The following is an 18,926-nucleotide window of genomic DNA, read 5'->3' on the forward strand; positions in this document are numbered from 1 at the left end:
TTTACGTAAAGGAGTTGCACCGATGTCACCGCTGCACCAGAGCCCTGCCGACCGGTACGGGAAGCCAGACGAGCGCCCGATCGCCGTCAACCCCTTCTACGGAGAGGCGAATCCGACGGCCGGGATGACGGACGCCCCGCCCAAGCACCGCCTTCCGGAGGGCCCGCTCGCCCCCATGACGGCGTATCAACTCGTCCGCGACGAACTGATGCTGGACGGCAACGCGCGCCTCAACCTCGCCACCTTCGTCACTACGTGGATGGAGCCGCAGGCGGGCGTCCTCATGGGCGAGTGCCGGGACAAGAACATGATCGACAAGGACGAGTACCCGCGGACGGCGGAGCTGGAGCGGCGCTGCGTCGCCATGCTCGCCGACCTGTGGCACGCGCCCGATCCCTCGGCCGCCGTGGGCTGTTCGACCACCGGGTCGAGCGAGGCGTGCATGCTCGCCGGGATGGCGCTCAAGCGGCGCTGGGCGGCGCGGAACGCGGACCGGTACCCCTCGCGCGAGGCCCGGCCCAATCTGGTCATGGGCGTGAACGTGCAGGTGTGCTGGGAGAAGTTCTGCAATTTCTGGGAGGTGGAGGCGCGGCAGGTGCCCATGGAGGGCGACCGGTTCCACCTCGATCCGGCCGCGGCGGCGGAGCTGTGCGACGAGAACACGATCGGCGTCGTCGGGATCCTGGGGTCGACCTTCGACGGTTCGTACGAGCCGATCGCCGAACTGTGCGCGGCGCTCGACCAGTTGCAGGAGCGGACCGGCCTGGACATCCCCGTGCACGTCGACGGGGCCTCCGGCGCCATGGTCGCGCCGTTCCTCGACCCCGACCTGGAGTGGGACTTCAGGCTGCCGCGGGTGGCGTCGATCAATACGTCGGGGCACAAGTACGGGCTCGTGTACCCGGGGGTCGGGTGGGCGCTGTGGCGGGACGCGCAGGCCCTTCCGGAGGAACTGGTCTTCCGGGTCAACTACTTGGGCGGCGACATGCCGACCTTCGCGCTCAACTTCTCGCGGCCCGGGGCGCAGGTGGTGGCGCAGTACTACACGTTCCTGCGGCTCGGGCGGGACGGCTACCGGGCCGTTCAGCAGGCGACGCGGCAGGTGGCGCGCGGGCTCGCCGACCGGATCGAGGCGCTCGGCGACTTCCGGCTCCTCACGCGCGGCGACGAGTTGCCGGTGTTCGCGTTCACCACGGCGGAGGACGTGAAGGCGTACGACGTGTTCGATGTGTCGCGGCGGTTGCGGGAGCGGGGGTGGTTGGTGCCGGCGTACACGTTTCCGGCGCACCGGGAGGACTTGGCGGTGTTGCGGGTGGTGTGCCGCAATGGGTTCTCGTCGGATCTGGCGGAGTTGTTGGTGGAGGATCTGGGGCGGTTGCTGCCGGAGCTGCGCAGTCAGCCGCACCCGTTTACGCGTGACCGGGGCGCTGCCACCGGGTTCCATCACTGAACGCCACGGGGCTCCGCCCCGGACCCCGCTGCTCAATCGCCGCAGGGGCTTGATTATGGTCCCGTCGCGATCGTCACGAGGCTTTGATTGTGGGCCCGTCGCGATCGCCACCAGGGCCTGATTGCAGGCCCGTCGCAATCGTCACCACGGCCTGATTGTGGGCCCGTCGCAATCGTCACCACGGCCTGAATGTGGGCCCGTCGCGATCGCCACGAAGGCTTGAATGTAGGCCCGTCGCGACCATCGCCAGGGCTTGAATGTAGGCCCGTCGCAATCGTCACCAGGGCCTGATTGCAGGCCCGTCGCGATCGTCACCACGGCCTGATTGCAGGCCCGTCGCGATCGTCACCAGGGCTTGATCGTGCCGCGTACGGGTTCTCCTCGCCCTTCGCCAGTACGCCCACGAACGGTTCGCCCTCGCCCGCGAAGGTGTAGGCGCCGGCCTCGATGCGGGTGATCAGGCCCTTGGTCCACTGAGCGCCGGTGTCGGCCGAGTGGACCCAGTGGTTCATGATCTCGCCGATGTGGCCCAGCTGTTCGGGGCCGTCCTCGGGCGTGTAGTACTCCGTGACGGAGCGCCGCCACTCCTCCATGGCGCGCACCCGCTCCTTGAGCAGGGCGACGACCTCGTCGCGCGGCAGGTCGACCATGCAGCCGAGCGCCGCCGTGAGGATGTCGGGCCGCTGGTCGTACGAGGTCAGGGACGAACGGACCAGGGCGAGGTACTCCTCCTGCCCCCGCTCCGTGAGCTCGTACTCGGTGCGCGGCGGGCCCCCGGCCGTGGACGGCGCGATCTCATGGGCCCGCAACAACCCTTGCTTCGCCATCTGTTTCAACGCGTGGTAGATCGACCCGGGCTTGGCGTTCGACCACTCGTGGGCGCCCCAGTACTCCAGGTCGTTGCGCACCATGTAGCCATGCGCGCGCCCGTGCTGCCGCACGGCTCCGAGGACCAGGAGGCGGATCGCTGACATGGGCCCCAGCCTAGGACGTGAAGGCACAGGGGCTCGTCGGAGGTCAAGCGAAGACGCGTAGGAAATTCCCTACGTTTGACGCGTAGGTATTTCCCTACGTAATGTCGAGGGCATGCGGAACATCACCCACGCCTCCTTCATCACCCTCCCCGTCACCGACCAGGACCGCGCGCTGCGCTTCTACGTAGACGTGCTCGGCTTCGAGGTCGTCGTCGACCGACAGATGCCGCCCGGCCGGTGGCTACAGGTCGCGCCCGCCGGGGCGCAGACCGTGTTCACGCTCTCCGGGCCGGGGATGGGGGATTTCGTGCCCGGCTCCACGCGCGGGATCATGTTGGTCACGACCGACGTCGACGCCGACTGCGAGCGGCTCAGGGCCGCGGGCGCCGAGGTCAGCGGGCCGGACGAGATGCCGTGGGGCCGGATGGCCGGCTTCAGCGACCCGGACGGCAACGGCCTGATGCTGATCACCGAGAACACCGAGAACACCGAGAACACAGCAGGGAGTTTCTGACCGCCATGAGTCCCGCGAGCGCGCGCACCGCCCCCGGCCAGGTCCACGACCAGGACCCGGACCGGATCTTCGGCGCGCTCGCCAACGGCACCCGCCGCGAAGTGCTGCGCCTGCTGCGGGAGCACGGGCCGCAGCCGGCCGGCGCCATAGCCGACCGGTTCGACATGGCCCGCCCCAGCCTCTCCGAGCACCTGAAGGTGCTGCGCGACGCGGGGCTCGTCTCCGAGGAGCGTTCGGGGCGGCAGCGGATCTACCGTCTTGAGGCCGCGCCGCTCGCCGACGTACAGGACTGGCTGCATCCCTACGAGCGGTTCTGGCGGAAGAAGCTGAGTGCCCTCAGCGACGTACTGGACGCCATGCCCGACGATGACGCCTCATGAGCATCGATGGCAGCCACGAGCCCGACCCCACCACCATCACCGTCGACCAGTTCTTCCCGCACCCGCCCGCGAAGGTCTGGCGCGCGCTGACCGAACCGGAACTGATCAAGCGTTGGATGATGCCGGGCGGCGAACGGTTCAGGCTCGTCGTCGGGCACCGGTACACGATGACGGCGATTCCGCGCCCGGGCACCAATTTCTCCGGGACGGTCGAGGCGGAGGTCCTCGCGTACGAGGACGAGCGGATGCTGAGCGTCCGATGGGCGGACCGGGACCCTGCCAATTCCGCGGACTGGACCATCACTTGGACCCTGCGCCCGGAAGGACGTGGCACACGTCTCTTTTTGGTGCACGAGGGATTCGATCCGGACGACCCCGCGCAGGCAATGGCTCGAAAGATCATGGACAGTGGCTGGCGTTCGCATGTAATGCGGGCATTTGGGCAGGCGCTTTCCATGCTGTAACTGCGAGAACACCCCGCGTGCACGTGCATCTGCCCATGCATGGGCATATGAACGCAGCTATGATCCTGGACAGTTGGGGCAGTTGATCACTGGTGTCCCGGCTTTCACATTGACCACAGAATCATTCACTGTTACAGCACTGACAGCACCACCGGGGAGCGAACCGTGCACCACGTGTACAACGGCATGGCGGCCACGGAGTTGCACGGAGTGGTCTGGCAGAAGAGCAGGCACAGCAACTCACAAGGTTCCTGTGTGGAGTTCGCCAAGTTGCCCGGTGGAAGAGTCGCCGTGCGCAACTCGAACTTTCCCGAGGGGCCCGCGCTCGTCTATACGCCGGCGGAGATAGAAGCGATGCTTCTCGGCGTGAAGGACGGGGAGTTCGACCACTTGGTGGCCGGGGCCTGACGTAACTTCAGCTCCTGAACGGCGCCTCAGTTCCTGAACGGCGCCTCAGGTCCTGAACAGCGCCCAGACGACCTTGCCGCTCGGCGCGCCGGCCAGCGGATGCCAGCCCCAGCTGTCGGCGAAGGAGTCGACGAGGAACAGGCCGCGCCCCGATTCCGCCGAGAAATCGGCGTCGACGTCGACCTCGCGGGCGACCGGACTGTCGTCGCTGGGATCGCGGACCGCGCACACTACGCGCGAAGACCAGTGCATCAGATGCAGACGTACGGGCGGATCCTGGCCGTGTGGCGTATCCGCGGGGAGGCCGTGCCGCAGGGCGTTGGTGACCAGTTCGGAGACGACGAGACAGATGTCGTCGAAACGCTCCATGGCTTCCCAGTCCGCGAGCGTCCTGCGACTGAACTCACGTGCGGAGCGCACCGCTTCATAGCGGGCCGGCAAAGCGCAGGACGCGGTGCTGGAGACGGCCGAGGGGTCGACCGGAGGCAGGCTCTGCCTTAACGCATCCAGCGACTCGAGCATGGTCGATCCATTCGTCCCCATGCGAGGCACTCCCCAGTTTCGCAGTACGCAGCGAGCGGTGGTGGCGCCATCGTTCCGAATGCGTACAGCGGATGCAAGGGCAGATGCACGTGCACGCGCCCGACTTGGGAGACCTCGTACCGCTTCTCGCTGTTTTCTTCCTACGACTTCTTGCGCATGTGGTTCGTGATCTTTCCGTTTCTGTAACCGTACGAGTACAGGGTGGAGCGTTTTGATGGCAGACTTCGGCCGTGGACCAATGGGGAGGATGAAGAGACGTGACCGCTGGGGAGGCATGGGGGTCACCCCAGGCGCTGAACTCTGGTGGGGGCTCGGTGGTGCGACGCATCCTGCTGGGCTCGCAGCTGAGGCGCCTGCGGGAATCGCACGGGATCACCCGCGAGGCCGCCGGCTACTCGATTCGCGCCTCCGAATCGAAGATCAGCCGCATGGAGTTGGGACGGGTGAGCTTCAAGACGCGCGACGTGGCCGACCTGCTGACGCTGTACGGAGTGGACGACGAGGCCGAACGCTCCGCGCTGCTCTCGCTCGCGAAGGAGGCCAACGTCGCGGGCTGGTGGCACAGTTACAGCGACGTACTGCCCGGATGGTTCCCCACGTACCTCGGGCTCGAGGGCGCCGCGACGCAGATCCGTGGCTACGAAGCCCAGTTCGTGCACGGCCTGCTGCAGACCGAGGGGTACGCCCACGCGGTCGTCGAGCAGGGCATGAAGGGCTCCTCGCGCGAGGACATCGAGCGCCGGGTCGCGCTGCGCATAGAACGGCAGAAGCTGCTGGTCGACGAGCGGGCGCCCGAGGTGCACATCGTCCTCGACGAGGCCGCGGTGCGGCGCGTGCAGGGCGGCCGCGAGGTGATGCGCGGACAGTTGGAGCACCTCATCGAGCTGTCCGCACTCCCCCATCTGACCCTTCAGATCATGCCGTTCAGCCACGGCTGGCACCCCGGCGAGTCCGGCACGTTCACCATTCTCACCTTCCCGGAGTCCGACCTCTCGGACGTCGTTTTCCTCGAACAGCTCACCAGCGCCCTGTATTTGGACAAGCGCGAGGACGTGACGCAGTACGAGAAGGCGATGACGGATCTCTCCACGCAGTGCCCGTCACCCGAGGACAGTGTGCGACTGCTGCGTGACGCATTGTCGGAATTGGCTTGAGTGAGCGGTGAGTTGAGGAATCCCTTGCGGCAACTCCTGCTGTAACTGTCGGTGCCCGGTCGTACGATGACGTGCGTCAAAGGTGCCCGCCCTGCAGCAAGGGATTACATGTCCTACTTCACGGATCTGGACCGGCAATACATCGACGGCTCGTGGCGTCCCGGGCGCGGGGCGTGGGACATCATCGACTTCAATCCCTACAGCGGGGACAAGCTCGCCTCGATAACCGTCGCCTCCGTCGAGGAGATCGACGAGGCCTACCGCGCGGCCGAGCGGGCCCAGAAGGACTGGGCGGACACCAACGCGTACGCGCGCCGCGCCGTCTTCGAGCGCACCCTGCGCCTCCTGGAGGAGCGCGAGGCGGAGATCACCGAGGCGATCATCGACGAGCTCGGTGGTACGCGGGTCAAGGCCGGCTTCGAGCTGCACCTCGCCAAGGAGTTCCTGCGCGAGTCCGTCCAGCTGACGCTGCGACCGCGGTGCAGCGTGATTCCCTCCCCCGTGGACGGCAAGGAGAACCGCCTGTACCGGGTGCCGGTCGGCGTCGTCGGGGTCATCTCCCCCTTCAACTTCCCGTTCCTGCTGTCGCTGAAGTCCGTGGCCCCTGCCCTGGCGCTCGGCAACGGCGTGGTCCTGAAGCCGCACCAGAACACCCCGGTCACCGGCGGTTCGCTGATCGCGAAACTCTTCGAGGACGCGGGCCTGCCGGCCGGCCTGCTCAACGTCGTCATCACCGACATCGCCGAGATCGGCGACGCGTTCCTGACCCACCCCGTGCCCAAGGTCATCTCCTTCACCGGCTCCGACAAGGTCGGCCGGCACGTCGCGACGGTCTGCGCCGCGCAGTTCAAGCAGTCCATCCTCGAACTCGGCGGCAACAGCGCGCTGACCGTGCTCGACGACGCCGACATCGACTACGCGGTGGACGCCGCGGTCTTCAGCCGGTACGTCCATCAGGGCCAGGTCTGCATGGCCGCGAACCGGATCCTCGTGGACCGCGCGGTGGAGCGGGAGTTCACGGAGAAGTTCGTGGCGAAGGTCGCCTCCTTGAAGGTGGGCGACCCGCGCGACCCCGACACGGTCATCGGACCGATCATCAACTCCACGCAGGCGGACGCCGTTTCGAACGTCATCGACACCGCGGTCGCGGAGGGCGCCACGGCTCTCGTACGCGGGAAGGTGGACGGGAACATGGTGGAGCCGGTCGTCCTCACCGGCCTGCCCGCCGACTCCCCGGTCCTTCGGCAGGAGATATTCGGTCCTGTCGCGCTCCTCATCCCGTTCGACGGGGACGAGGAGGCGGTGCGGATCGCGAACGACACCCCGTACGGGCTGAGCGGCGCCGTGCACACCGGCGACGTGGAGCGCGGGGTGGCCTTCGCCCAGCGGATCGACACCGGCATGTTCCACGTGAACGACGGAACCGTGCACGACGAGCCGCTCGTCGCCTTCGGCGGGCAGAAGCAGTCGGGGATCGGCCGGCTCAACGGCGAGGCGACGGTGGAGGCGTTCACCACGCAGAAGTGGATATCGGTGCAGCGGGGGCGGTCGCGGTTCCCGTTCTGAGGACTTTCCTGGTCTGAGGACTTTCCTGGTCTGAGGGCTTTCCTGGTCTGAGGGCTTTCCTGGAAGGAGTAGTCGTGCGCAACAGGAACGTACGGGTCGTCGCGGGTGTCGCGGCCGTCGTGGCGGTGCTCGCCGTGGGCGGGTGCGGCACCAAGTCGGCGGATCAGAAGGCCACTTCGTCGGACGCCGCATCGGGCGCTGCTTCCGGCGCTGCCGCTGCGGCCGGTTCCGCGCGGGACGCCGAGGGTGTCTGGAGCGCGCGCACCGGGACCAAGGCCGTCGTCCTGGCCGTCGGCGGCAAGCAGGCCTCGCTGAGCACCGGCGAGGGGCACCTGTGCACCGGGGTCGTGGACGGCGGCGGCAAGCCGGAGTTCAGCCTGAAGTGCGCGGACGGGAACACCGAGCGCACGGCGGGCGTGGTCGAGTCCAACGACGGCAGCACCATGCGGGTGACCTGGGACGCGGGCAAGAAGGACACGTTCAAGAAGTCGGAGAACGGCAAACTCCCCGACGTGCTGCCGACGTCGACGCACTGACGCGCTGCCGCACTGCCGCACTGCCGCACTGCCGCACCGAGGTCACCGCTGGTCGGCGGTGGACTCCCTCGTCATCGGCGGTACGTCGGTGTCGAGCGCGTCGGAGAGCTCCTCCAGCGTTTCGAGGAACAGCCCCGCCCCGCGGCGCACCACGCGGTCCGGTACGCCCTCGCCGTCCCACGCGTCGAGGGCCTCACGGACCGGTTTCCAGCGCGGGATCCGGCGCTCGCGGATGGCCTGGGCGCCGTCGCGGGTCGCGGCGCGCAGCGCGTCGGCGAGCGCGTCCGCGGCGGGTACGGGGGTCGCGCCGCGCTCCGGCAGGTGCGCCTCCATCAGCATCACGACGCGGCCGATGTGGTGCAGCGCGTGCGCGGCCTCTTCGGCGGCGGCGTTGGACAGGCCGCGGTGGCGTACGGGTTCGGTCTTGGCGCGGGCCGCGGCCTGCTCCCAGGCGATGTGCGCGTCACGGGCCTTGAGCAGCGCCTCGCGCACGTCCGGGCAGCTCTTGCCCGCGGGGCTCGCGTAGTGGCCGACGACCGCGGCGGCGTACTCCCCGAGCGCGACCAGCCAGTCGGCGAGCCGGGTCCGCAGCCGGGGCGTCTCCCACGCCGGGTAGAGCGCGTACGCCAGCATCGCCAGCACGCCGCCGACGAGCGTCAGCACGACCCGCTCGGGCACGGTCTGGCTCCACTCCTGCCCGCCCATCCCCAGCAGGAACACGACGTACATGGCGACGCAGCCCTGGGCCGCGAGCTGCCCCGTACGCATCAGCAGATACATCAGCGCCGCGCACACCACGGCGAGCACGGCGGAGAGATACGTTCCGGGATGCGCGAGCTGCAGGATCGCGGTCGCCAGGGTGACCCCGACCAACGTCCCGCCGAACCGTGCCACCGCCCGCGAATACGTCTGCGAGAAGTCGGGCCGCATGACCATCACGGCCGACATCGGCGCCCAGTAGCCGTGCCCGAACGGCAGCACGTCCCCGATGAGGTAACCGGCCACGGCCACCGCCGCCACCCGATTCGCATGCCGCAGAATCGGCGACCCCGGCCGCGCCTCCCGCCGCACGGCCCGCACCACAACAGGCAACAAATGAAACACACTCGGCCGCCGCAACGACTGCGCGACCACCTCCGCCTTGGGCCCCTCCGCCGACCGACCACCCTCGACCGCCTCCGCCGAGCGACCACCTTCCGACTTCTCCTCAAGCCCCTGCGCACCCGTCGCCGCCGGCTGACCACTCTCAAGCCCCTGCGGCGATTGAGCAGCGGGGTCCGGGGCGGAGCCCCGAGTCTTTTCCAGCCCCGCCGGCGTTTGAGGCGCGGGGTCCGGGGCGGAGCCCCGAGTCTTTTCCAGCCCCGCCGGCGTTTGAGGCGCGGGGTCCGGGGCGGAGCCCCGAGGCGTAGGGGCGGCGCCGCCCGCGGAGTCGGAGGGCCGCACCCCACCCGCCGTCTCCAGCACATCCTTGAGCAACGACCCCAGCCGACTCGCCGCCCGCTGCGAAGGCCCCGACAGAATCGCCCCGGTATCCGGCGTCCGGAACACCGCAATCGCCTCCGGAGGAACCCGTACCGGCGCCCCCCGCCGAATCGCCCTCGCCGCCGCATCGAGAATCGCCCCCGCCGCGGCCAACAACTCCCGCACCCGATCCCGCTCGACCCCCTCCTCCGGCACCCCCACCGCCGGATCCGCCAAAGAAGCCAGCACCGGCCGAATCCGCTCCGCGAGCCCCCGCGCCCCGTGCAACTGCGCCGGCCGCGTCCGCGCCTGCCGCGGCGTGAGCGCCGCCGCGTTGCGCGCCAGCATCAACGGCTCCGGGTCGAACGCGGCCACCGGATCGTGCCGCAACCGCCGCGCGTAATCGGCCTCCGCCGCGAGCGCGTCGGCGAGCGCGTCGCGGTGCGCTCCCCATCGACGTACGGGAAAGAGCACCACCAGCGTCGCCTGCACGAGCCCGCCGAACACCATCATCGCGGCGTGCCCGGCCGCCTCCAGGATCGTCGTCGGCAGCGTGATCGTCACCAGCATCATCGCGACGTTCGACGACGCCATGATGCCGATCGTCGGCCCCGCCGCCCAGGCGAGCCCCGCCAGATACGTCCACAGCGCGAGCAGCGGCAGAAACAGATACAGGTGGGACCCGGTGAGATAACCGAGAAAGGTGGAGATGCCGAGACTCGCCCCGGAGGCGAGCGCGAGCTCGGGCCGCGGCCGCCAGCTCCGCTGAAACGTGGCGATCGCCGCCTGGAACGCCCCGAACGCGGAACCCGCCGCCACCGCGGGACCGAACAGCGACAGGCTGACCGCGATCACGATCGCGAGCCCGGCGGCGCCGCGCAGCGCGATCAGCGGTTCGAGGCGTTTGCGCTCCACGGTCAGGCCCGAGCGCGTGGTCACCTTCAACGCCCGGAACCAGCTCATTTCGCCAGAATACGGGCAAAGTCCTACGGAACCGGGACCGGTTACGCCTCTTCGCGCAGCACCAGGTCCAGAAGGCCGGGGAACCGCTCGTCGAACTCGGCGCGGCGCAGCCGGTTGAGCCGCTTGGGCCCGGCGTCCCGCTGCTCCAGCAGCCCCGCCTCACGGAGCACGGAGAAGTGCCGGCTCAGCGTCGCCTTGGTGACCGGCACGTGGAAGGTGCCACAGGTCCGCTCCCAGTCGGCGGACCCGGCCAGCTCCCGCACGAGGGTGCGCCGCACCGGGTCGGCGAGCGCGAGCAGCGCCGCCTCCAGCGGGACGTCCGCCAGGTCGGCGTGGACCGGTGCCGCGCGGTGTCCCGTCGCGGCCGCTGCTCGTGTGGCCATGTCGCGCTCCTCGTCAAGCCATTGCCGAGTGTTCGATGACGTGCGTACACTCCAGGTGTTCGTAGATCATCGAACATTCTAGCCCTTACGGGAGGAGCCCCCATGCCGTCGCTTAAGGACCCCCAGGACCAGGCCTCGCTTGAGAACCAGCCCCAGTCCCCCGTCCGCGTAGGCATCGTCGGTCTCTCCGCCCGGCGCGGCTGGGCCTCCACCGCCCACCTGCCCGCGCTGCGCGCCCTGCCCGGATTCGAGGTGCGCGCGCTCTCCGCGAGCAGCGCGGCGTCGGCCCGCGCCGCCGCCGAGAAGCACGGCGTCCCGCACGCCTTCGGCAGCGCCGCCGAGCTGGCCGCGTCCGACGAGGTCGACCTCGTCGTGGTCACGGTCAAGGTGCCGGACCACCGGGAGATCATCGAGTCCGCCCTGGCCGCGGGGAAGGCGGTGCTCTCCGAGTGGCCGCTGGGCGTCGGCCTCGCCGAGGCGGAGAAGCTGACCGCGCTCGCGGCGGAGCGCGGCGTGCGCACCTTCACCGGGCTCCAGGCACGCTCCGCCCCGGTCGTCCGTCACCTGCGCGACCTGATCGCGGACGGGTACGTGGGCGAGGTGCTGTCCACCAGCATGGTGGCGTCCGGGCGCGGCTGGGGAGCCGAGGTCCCCGAGGGCGCCGCCTATCTCCTGGACCGGTCGACCGGGGCGAACATGCTGACCATCCCGTTCGGACACACGCTGGACGGCCTGACGGCGGTGCTCGGCGAGGTCGAGGCGGTCGGCGCGGCCACCGCCACCCGCCGCCGGGAGCTGACGGACCCGGGCACCGGCACGGTCGTGCGCCCCGACGTCCCCGACCAGGTGGCGTTCGGCGGCGTACTGGCCTCCGGAGCGGTGGCCTCCGTGCACTTCAGGGGCGGCATGTCACGCGGCACCAACTTCCACTGGGAGATCAACGGGACCGAGGGCGACCTCGTCGTCACCGGCGACCACGGACACCTTCAGATGGGCGAGTACGTCATCAAGGGCGCACGCGGCGACGACACCGAACTCGCCCAACTCGCCGTCCCCGAGCGGTACTTCGAGCCGGAGCTCGCGGCGCTGCGCGGCACCAACGCGTACAACGTCGGCGCCGCCTACGCCCAGCTCCGCCGCGATCTCGCCGACGGCACCTCCGTGCTGCCCGACTTCGCGCACGCGACCCGGCACCACCGCCTGCTCGACCGCATCGAGCGCGCGGCGATCCAACACCGCCCGGCTGCCTGAGAAGGCCTCACCGGCCGGTGCTGCAGCCGTCGGGCCTCAGCCGCCGGGCCTCAGCCCTCAAGACGGGCCCGCCGCGCCGCCGCCGTGCCCTCCGCCCAGCCCGCGGCGTCGGTGACCCCCCTCATCCGCGTCGACACGGTGCGCGGGAACAGCTCCTCCGCCCGGGTCGTCACGGCGGCGTCCCGCGCGGCGAGCACCGGGAGGAGGTCGGCGCGCTCGGCCGTCACCTCTTCGGTGGCCCGCGCGAGCCGGTCCCCGATCCGGTGCGCGTACGCGGCGAGGAACGACTGCCGGAAGGTCTTCGTACGCTTGCGCCCGCCGGCCCGCTGCTCGGCCTCGGCACGCGTCATCGCGGCCGTGGCCTGCACGAGCAGCGACGTATAGAGCATTTCGACGACCTCCAGGTCCGGCTCGAAGCCGACGACCGTCGAGAACCCGAACGCCGAGTTCCACACCGCGCGGCAGCGATTCGCCCCGGCCACCGCGTCGAGGAGCACCGCCTTCGCCGTCTCGTAGGGCGCGTCGACGCCGATCCGGCAGGCGGTGGGCGCGTCCTTGGCGTGCGTACGGGAGGCGAGCAGCGCCTCGTCGACCGAGTGCCTGGCCATCAGCTCCTGCGCCTTCGCCGACAGCGCCTCCGCCTCCGGCGGGTACCCGGTGCGCTCCGCCTTGGCGAGCAGCGCCCGGATCCGGGCGAGGGCGCGCGGCTCCCCCGCGACGGGCGTGCCGACCGACTCCCCCGGCACGGGCCCGACCGGCTCGATCGCGGGCAGTCGCGCAAGCAGCCGGTACAGCTCCAGGACGGTGGTGGCGTACGAGAACCGGTCCGCGCGCCCGGCCGCCCCCGCCGCTTCCTCCGGCAGCTCGGCGAGCTGGGCGGCCCAGCGCGGCGGCAGGTTCTCGTACCGCTCGGTCTCGGCGCGTACGAGACGCGCGGTCAGCTGTACGTGCGCCGCGTCCAGGCCCTCCCGTACGACCATCCGCAGCACGTCGGCCGGCTGCCAGCCGCGCTCCCAGGCCCGCCGGACGAACTCCCGCCCCCGCAGGGCGAGTTCGGCGTCGGCAGCAGGGTCGGCGGCCAGCAGCGAGGCGCCGGTGTCGAGGTCGCCGCCGTCGTGGAGCGCGGCGGCGAGGGCCCGCTCGACAGTCCCGACAGCACTGTCCCCGCTCGTACCGCTACCACTGCCACTGCCGCTCATACGCCCATGATCCCAGCCCTTCGGTACGGGGTTCAGGCGGCGAGCGAGTCCACGATCAGCTCGGCTGCCCTGCGGACCAGCACGCTGTCGCCCTCCTCCGCCGTGTCCGTGTCCGGCTTCGTCGACAGGACGGAGAGGATCACCGGCGCCCCGTCCGGCGTCCAGGCGATGCCGACGTCGTTGGCGGTGCCGTACCGGCCGGTGCCGGTCTTGTCGCCGAGGATCCAGTCGGCGGGCAGCGCCGCGCGGAAGCGTTCGCCGCTGGTGGTGTTGTCGAGCAGCCAGCGGGTCAGGCGGTCGCGGTCGGCGGGTTCGAGGGCGTTGCCCAGGACCAGGCGGGCGTACGTCTTCCCGAGCGCGCGGGGCGTGCTGGTGTCGGTGACGCGGCCCGGCTCGGCCGAGTTCAGGTCGGGCTCCCAGCGGTCGAGGCGGGTGACGCGGTCGCCGGCCGAGCGGACGAAGCGGGTGACGGCGGTGGGGCCGCCGAGGCGTTCCATGAGGAGGTTGGCCGCGGTGTTGTCGCTGTACGAGATCGCGGCGCCGCACAGCTCGTCCACGGTCATGCCGTTCGCGAGGTTCTCCGGCTTCCCCGTGACCGGGGCGCCGACCGCGCGGTCGATGTCGGCCTGCGTGTAGTGGATGCGGCGGGCCAGGAACTCCCCGTCCTCGTCGAGGTCGCGCAGCACGGCGGCGGCGACGAACGTCTTGAACGTCGAGCACATCGGGAAGCGCTCGTCGGCCCGGTGCCGCACCGTGCGCCCGGTGCGGAGGTCGTGCGCGAAGACGCCGAGGCGGGCGCCGTGGCGGCGCTCCAGGGCGGTGAAACGGCCGGAGGCGGAGGCGGGTGCGGGTGCGGCAGCTTGTGCGGCGGCTTGTGCGGGGGCCGTTCCCAGGCCGGTGAGAGCGGTGGCGCCGAGGGCGGCGGTGGCGGTCGTCAGTATGGCGCGGCGGCTGGTGGACACGGTGGGGGTGGTCCCTTCTACGCGGCTTCAGGACGATGACGGTCGTTCCGACCCGTACGTGTACGACGACGATCTTGCCCACCCAAATGGTTGCGGCCCACCGGGACACCAGGGGCCACCGGGATGCCAGGGACCGCCGTGGCATGCGAGGCTCGGGGGCATGAGAGTGGCACTGGCGCAGACCGACTGCGAACTCGGCGACGTGGACGCCAACCTGGAAACGGCCCGCGAACAGATCGCGCAGGCCGAGGCCCAGGGAGCGGACCTGGTCGTCTTCCCCGAACTGAGCCTGCACGGCTACCACCTGGGCGGCCTGAAGTCGGACACGTCGATCGCCACGAACGACCCGCGCCTGCTCGGCCTCACGACCCCGGACGGCCCGGACGTCATGGTGGGCCTGCACGAACACACCAGCCTGCGCGCGTACAACACCTCCGCCTACTACTCCGGCGGCGCCCTCCTGCACGCCCACCGCAAGCTGTACCTGCCGAACTACCTGGCCTGGGAGGAGCGCAAGCACGTCAGCCCCGGCCAGCACGCGCGCGCGTACGACCTGCCCGGGGACCACGGCCGGGCCGCGACGCTGGTCTGCAACGACGCGTGGCAGCCGGTGCTGCCGTGGGTCGCGGTGCAGGACGGCGCGGAGGTCCTGTTCGTGCCCGCGAACAGCGCGGCGACGCTCGACCCGCAGGCCATGGACACCACCCTCTACTGGGACACCCTCCTCTCCTACACGGCGAAGATGCTCCAGTGCTGGGTCGTCTTCGTGAACCGCGTCGGCAACGAGAACGGCGCCTCCTTCTGGGGCGGCTCCCGCGTCGTCGACCCGCGCGGCACGGTGGTCGCCCAGGCCCCCCAGTGGGAACCGTCCCTCGTCACGGTCGACATCGACATCCACGAGGCCCGCCGCCAACGCAGGGCGGTCCCCTTGGTGGCAGAGGCCCGCCTCGGCCTGATCGACCGCGAGGTCCGCCGCCTCATCGACGAGGGCGGCGACAGCTAGGGCCCTTCGGGCCCGGCAATCAAGCCCCTGCGGCGATTGAGCAGCGGGGTCCGGGGCAGCGCCCCGCGACCGCAACCCCGTCGCAGCCCGCACATTGTCAGTGCCGGATGTGACACTCGGCACCGTGACAGAACGCTGGGCCCTGACCCCCACCGAGCACGGCGGAGCGCAACTCGTTCCGCTGGGCCCGGACGCCCTCCCCACGGCCCCCGTCACCACCGAACCCGACCTGGCGAAGGCCATCCGCTCCCGACCGGAGGTCACCCGCTGGGTCTGGCGCGACACCCACGCCGTCTACCCCCACCTCCTCGCCGCCGGCGTCCCCGTGGACCGCTGCTACGACATCGAGGCCGCCGAGAACCTCCTCCTCGCCCACGAGGGCCACCACGGCGACCCCCGCTCCGCCGCTGCCGCCCTCGCCCGCCTCAAGGGCGCCCCGGTCCCACCCGACCCGCCACCCCGCATCGTGGCCCCCGGCCACCTGTCGATGGACGCCCTCTTCGAACCCCGCCCACCCGTCGAGGTCACCCTCACCGACCTCGTCGACGTATACGCGGAGCAGCAGCGCCGCCACGACGCGACCGCCCACCCGGGCCGGATGCGGCTGCTCACCGCGTCCGAGTCGGCGGGCATGCTGGTGGCCGCCGAGATGCACGCGGCGGGCCTGCCGTGGCGGGCGGACGTGCACCGCGCGGTCCTCGCCGAACTGCTCGGCGAGCGCTACGGGGGCGGCGGCGAACCCCGCCGCCTCGCCGAACTGGCGGACGAGGTGTCGGCGGCCTTCGGCAGACCGGTCCGCCCCGACCTCCCCGCCGACGTCATCAAGGCCTTCGCCCAGGCCGGCATCAAGCTGACGTCGACCCGCCGCTGGGAGATCGAGAACATCGACCACCCGGCCGTACCGCCCCTGATCGAGTACAAGAAGCTGTACCGGATCTACACGGCGCACGGCTGGACCTGGCTGAACGACTGGGTCAGGGACGGCCGCTTCAGACCCGAGTACCTGCCGGGCGGCACGGTGTCCGGGCGGTGGACCACGAACGGCGGCGGCGCCCTCCAGATCCCCAAGGTCATCCGCCGCGCGGTCGTCGCCGACCCGGGCTGGCGGCTGGTCGTGGCGGACGCCGACCAGATGGAACCCAGAGTCCTCGCCGCGATCTCCCGCGACCCCGCGTTCATGGAGGTCTCGGGCCAGGCCGCCGACCTCTACCAGGCGGTCTCCGACCGGGCGTTCGCCGGTGACCGGGGCCAGGCCAAGCTGGCCGTGCTCGGCGCGATATACGGCCAGACCTCGGGCGACGGCCTGAAGAACCTGGCTCTCCTGCGCCGCCGGTTCCCGCAAGCGGTGGCCTACGTGGACGAGGCGGCCCGCGCGGGCGAGGAGGGCCGCCTGGTCCGCACGTGGCTGGGCCGCACCTGCCCGCCCGCCGCGGGCGCCGCCGAACCCGAGGAGGCCGGCATCCCCCAGGACGAGCCCGAACAGGCGGCGGACGCGGGTGGATCGACGTACGGCTACGCCTCCTCGAACTCCCGCGCGCGCGGCCGCTTCACCCGCAACTTCGTCGTCCAGGGCAGCGCCGCCGACTGGGCCCTCCTCGTCCTGGCCGCGCTCCGCCGCGAACTGGCGGACATGGCGGCCGAACTCGTCTTCTTCCAACACGACGAGGTGATCGTGCACTGCCCCGAGGAGGAGGCGCCCCGCGTCACCGAGGCGATCCGCGAGGCGTCGGACCTCGCGGCCCGCATCACCTTCGGCGAGACCCCGGTGCGCTTCCCGTTCACGACGGCGGTGGTGGAGTGCTACGCGGACGCGAAGTGACCGGATTCTCCGGCTACTTGGCGTGCCACGCGCCCGACAGGGCCAGCTCCTCCAGTTCGCCGAGGGTCAGCGCCGGCTTCTCCCGCGTGGCATCGGCGGCCTGCGAGCCGGAGTTGACCGCGGAGACGACGACCCGGAATCCGTCCTCGCGCAGGGTGTCGGCCGTCCAGGTCACGACGCCGTCCCCGCCCTTGCCGTCACCGTCGCCCTCGCGGGTCTCGACCAGGGTGCCGTCCGCGAGCTTCCGCGCCCCGCCGCCGAACAGCCTGCCGCGGACGTCGCCCATGTCCGGCTGCACATTGACCTGTACGAGGGAGGCGCCCTTGCCGTCGTCGACGACGACGTACGCGTAACTCGTGTCCTGCCCGCCCTCGGAGACCACCCGCATCCGCTGCGGCAGCAGCGCCTTGACGTTCTTCAGGATCGCCGCCCTGTCCGGCCCCGGCGCGGGCTCTTCCACCGCCGTCTCGCGGGGCGCCTTCCCGAGCGCCTTCATCACGGGCCGCCACTCGTCCGATGTGGCGACGGCCCTCAACTGGGCGAGTGACAGCGGCGGTTGAGGCCGCGACACGGGCTCGCCCTTCTCGGCGGGCGCGTTCCACTCGCTGACGTCGACGGTGTACCCCTCGGCCGTGACGTAGTAGGCGTGCCACCACTTCGTGTCCACGCGCTTGTCCGGGTACGTGTAGCCGCGCAGCAGCAACAGCCGCGCCCCGCCGGACAGCGTCTCGCTCGTGCACGAGTCGTACGCCGTCAGCCTCCTGTCCGGACACCTCAGCTGCTCCGCCACCTGAGCCCCACCCGGATCGGCCACCCCCAGACTCACGCCGATGGCGGCCTTCCCCTTCCCGTCGTCGTACACGACGCGCGCGAGCGGCCCGCCCGGATCCCCGGCCCCCCGCCCCTCCGCCCGACCGAACTCCCCCTCCGGCACCAGCCGTTCAAGGATCCCCAGCACCTTCTCGCCACTCACATGGGCCGTCGCGCTCGGCCCGGCCGCGACTCCGCTGTGCGCGGCCGTCTCGACGCCGCCGCCGAAGGCCCCGACCCCGTACGACGCCCCGAGCCCGACGACCGCGAGGGCCGCCACACCCCCGGTCACCGCACCGGCCCGCCTGCGCCGAAGCAGCCGCCTGCCGCGCAGCACCCCGCCGTCGACCAACGTCCGCCCGTCGGCCCCGAACCCGGCCCCGGCACGCCGCAGCGCATCCCCGAGCCCGTCCTCGAACCGCTCCCGGCCACCACTCCCGCTCTCCGCCACCCTGGCCCCTCTTCCCTCTGCCTACTGGCCTGCCGGCCCGCCGACTGATCCACTCACGTACGTTCAGGAGGAGACGAACTCACCAATGCTGCCGCCGAGTTGCTCACGCATCCGGGCCAACGCCCGGGAACTGCGGGTACGCACGGCGGCCGAGCTCAGATACAGCGCGTCCGCGGTCTCCTCGACGGACCGGTCCTCCCAGTAGCGCAGCACCACCACCGCCCGGTCCTTGGGCGGCAGTTGGCGCAGCGCGTCGAGAAGCGTCAGCCGCAACGAGACGTCGGCGGCCCCGGCCATGGCGCTCTCCGGCAACGCGTCCGAGGGCCGTTCCCCCGCGGACCGACGTCGCTGGTGCGCGAGAAAGGCCCGTACGAGCACGGTCTGCGCGTACGCCGCCGGGTTCCCGAGCCGCGCCGCGGACCGCCCCCACACGACGTACATCCGCCCCAGGGTCTCCTGTACAAGATCCTCGGCAAGATGAGTGTCACCGCTTGTCAACAGGCATGCGGACCGGAACAGTTGCCCCGCCCGCGCCTCAGCGAACTCGCGAAACGCCCCTTCAAGCGACCGCCGCATCCCGCCGCTCCCCCCTCCCTCTGTCACCTACACCTGATAGATGCGGCAGCCCTCGGGAA

General features: G+C 70.9%; 19 protein-coding genes. 11 read left to right on the forward strand and 8 right to left on the reverse strand.

Annotated elements, in window-relative coordinates; translation table 11 throughout:
- The first annotated feature begins 22 nt into the window (after positions 1 to 22).
- Entirely contained in the window at positions 23 to 1,450 is a 1,428-nt protein-coding gene (locus tag RBJ65_RS11655; protein WP_306318581.1) for a glutamate decarboxylase, read from the forward strand.
- Positions 1,451 to 1,761: 311 nt separating this feature from the next.
- Here RBJ65_RS11655 and RBJ65_RS11660 read toward each other — a convergent pair whose 3' ends face one another.
- Entirely contained in the window at positions 1,762 to 2,424 is a 663-nt protein-coding gene (locus tag RBJ65_RS11660) for a PadR family transcriptional regulator (protein WP_306318580.1), read from the reverse strand.
- Positions 2,425 to 2,536: 112 nt separating this feature from the next.
- On the opposite strand from RBJ65_RS11660, the gene RBJ65_RS11665 reads away from it, so the two are divergent.
- From RBJ65_RS11665 to RBJ65_RS11680, 4 genes are all read left to right on the forward strand, one after another.
- The gene (locus RBJ65_RS11665; protein WP_306318579.1) at positions 2,537 to 2,938 is read left to right on the forward strand and encodes a VOC family protein; all 402 of its coding nucleotides are present in this window, start codon (positions 2,537 to 2,539) and stop codon (positions 2,936 to 2,938) included.
- Between the two features lie 5 nt (positions 2,939 to 2,943).
- Positions 2,944 to 3,318, forward strand: coding sequence for a metalloregulator ArsR/SmtB family transcription factor (locus RBJ65_RS11670; RefSeq protein WP_306318578.1), 375 nt, complete (start codon positions 2,944 to 2,946; stop codon positions 3,316 to 3,318).
- Positions 3,315 to 3,782, forward strand: coding sequence for an SRPBCC domain-containing protein (locus RBJ65_RS11675; protein ID WP_306318577.1), 468 nt, complete (start codon positions 3,315 to 3,317; stop codon positions 3,780 to 3,782). The genes RBJ65_RS11670 and RBJ65_RS11675 overlap by 4 nt, the downstream gene beginning before the upstream one ends.
- A gap of 165 nt (positions 3,783 to 3,947) precedes the next feature.
- Entirely contained in the window at positions 3,948 to 4,190 is a 243-nt protein-coding gene (locus tag RBJ65_RS11680) for a DUF397 domain-containing protein (RefSeq protein ID WP_306318576.1), read from the forward strand.
- Positions 4,191 to 4,235: 45 nt separating this feature from the next.
- On the opposite strand, the gene RBJ65_RS11685 is transcribed toward RBJ65_RS11680, so the two are convergent.
- A complete protein-coding gene (locus RBJ65_RS11685) occupies positions 4,236 to 4,733 on the reverse strand; it encodes an ATP-binding protein (RefSeq protein WP_306318575.1) in 498 nt (165 codons plus the stop codon).
- A gap of 257 nt (positions 4,734 to 4,990) precedes the next feature.
- On the opposite strand from RBJ65_RS11685, the gene RBJ65_RS11690 reads away from it, so the two are divergent.
- The 3 genes from RBJ65_RS11690 (at position 4,991) to RBJ65_RS11700 (ending at position 7,989) form a co-directional block, all read left to right on the forward strand.
- Complete coding sequence (locus tag RBJ65_RS11690; protein WP_372341245.1) at positions 4,991 to 5,887, forward strand: helix-turn-helix domain-containing protein; 897 nt, start codon at positions 4,991 to 4,993, stop codon at positions 5,885 to 5,887.
- A 108-nt stretch (positions 5,888 to 5,995) separates the two neighbouring features.
- Positions 5,996 to 7,453, forward strand: coding sequence for an aldehyde dehydrogenase family protein (locus tag RBJ65_RS11695; protein ID WP_306318574.1), 1,458 nt, complete (start codon positions 5,996 to 5,998; stop codon positions 7,451 to 7,453).
- Between the two features lie 74 nt (positions 7,454 to 7,527).
- Positions 7,528 to 7,989 carry a hypothetical protein gene (locus RBJ65_RS11700; RefSeq protein WP_306318573.1) on the forward strand — a complete coding sequence of 154 codons (462 nt, stop codon included), beginning with the start codon at positions 7,528 to 7,530 and terminating at the stop codon, positions 7,987 to 7,989.
- Between the two features lie 42 nt (positions 7,990 to 8,031).
- On the opposite strand, the gene RBJ65_RS11705 is transcribed toward RBJ65_RS11700, so the two are convergent.
- Entirely contained in the window at positions 8,032 to 10,413 is a 2,382-nt protein-coding gene (locus tag RBJ65_RS11705) for an FUSC family protein (RefSeq protein WP_306318572.1), read from the reverse strand.
- 41 nt (positions 10,414 to 10,454) lie between these two features.
- Positions 10,455 to 10,796 (reverse strand): helix-turn-helix transcriptional regulator, encoded by a 342-nt coding sequence (locus RBJ65_RS11710; RefSeq protein ID WP_306318571.1) that lies wholly within the window; start codon positions 10,794 to 10,796, stop codon positions 10,455 to 10,457.
- Positions 10,797 to 10,898: 102 nt separating this feature from the next.
- Between RBJ65_RS11710 and RBJ65_RS11715 the strand changes: the two genes are divergently transcribed.
- Entirely contained in the window at positions 10,899 to 12,047 is a 1,149-nt protein-coding gene (locus RBJ65_RS11715; protein ID WP_306318570.1) for a Gfo/Idh/MocA family protein, read from the forward strand.
- A 50-nt stretch (positions 12,048 to 12,097) separates the two neighbouring features.
- On the opposite strand, the gene RBJ65_RS11720 is transcribed toward RBJ65_RS11715, so the two are convergent.
- The gene (locus RBJ65_RS11720) at positions 12,098 to 13,246 is read right to left on the reverse strand and encodes a DUF2786 domain-containing protein (RefSeq protein ID WP_306318569.1); all 1,149 of its coding nucleotides are present in this window, start codon (positions 13,244 to 13,246) and stop codon (positions 12,098 to 12,100) included.
- 32 nt (positions 13,247 to 13,278) lie between these two features.
- Complete coding sequence (bla, locus tag RBJ65_RS11725) at positions 13,279 to 14,208, reverse strand: class A beta-lactamase (RefSeq protein ID WP_306318568.1); 930 nt, start codon at positions 14,206 to 14,208, stop codon at positions 13,279 to 13,281.
- Positions 14,209 to 14,368: 160 nt separating this feature from the next.
- Between bla and RBJ65_RS11730 the strand changes: the two genes are divergently transcribed.
- Together RBJ65_RS11730 and RBJ65_RS11735 are read left to right on the forward strand one after the other, a co-directional pair.
- Complete coding sequence (locus RBJ65_RS11730) at positions 14,369 to 15,211, forward strand: nitrilase-related carbon-nitrogen hydrolase (RefSeq protein ID WP_306318567.1); 843 nt, start codon at positions 14,369 to 14,371, stop codon at positions 15,209 to 15,211.
- A 124-nt stretch (positions 15,212 to 15,335) separates the two neighbouring features.
- Positions 15,336 to 17,030: a bifunctional 3'-5' exonuclease/DNA polymerase gene (locus RBJ65_RS11735; protein ID WP_306318566.1), complete on the forward strand. Its 1,695-nt coding sequence runs from the start codon at positions 15,336 to 15,338 to the stop codon at positions 17,028 to 17,030.
- A 13-nt stretch (positions 17,031 to 17,043) separates the two neighbouring features.
- Here RBJ65_RS11735 and RBJ65_RS11740 read toward each other — a convergent pair whose 3' ends face one another.
- Positions 17,044 to 18,291, reverse strand: a complete 1,248-nt coding sequence (locus RBJ65_RS11740) for a hypothetical protein (protein ID WP_306318565.1) — start codon at positions 18,289 to 18,291, stop codon at positions 17,044 to 17,046.
- A gap of 63 nt (positions 18,292 to 18,354) precedes the next feature.
- On the reverse strand, positions 18,355 to 18,867 hold the full coding sequence (locus RBJ65_RS11745; RefSeq protein ID WP_306318564.1) for a SigE family RNA polymerase sigma factor: 513 nt from the start codon (positions 18,865 to 18,867) through the stop codon (positions 18,355 to 18,357).
- Positions 18,868 to 18,926: the final 59 nt, after the last annotated feature.

Source organism: Streptomyces sp. KL109B, assembly GCF_030766935.1.
In the GTDB taxonomy this organism is placed as follows: domain Bacteria; phylum Actinomycetota; class Actinomycetes; order Streptomycetales; family Streptomycetaceae; genus Streptomyces.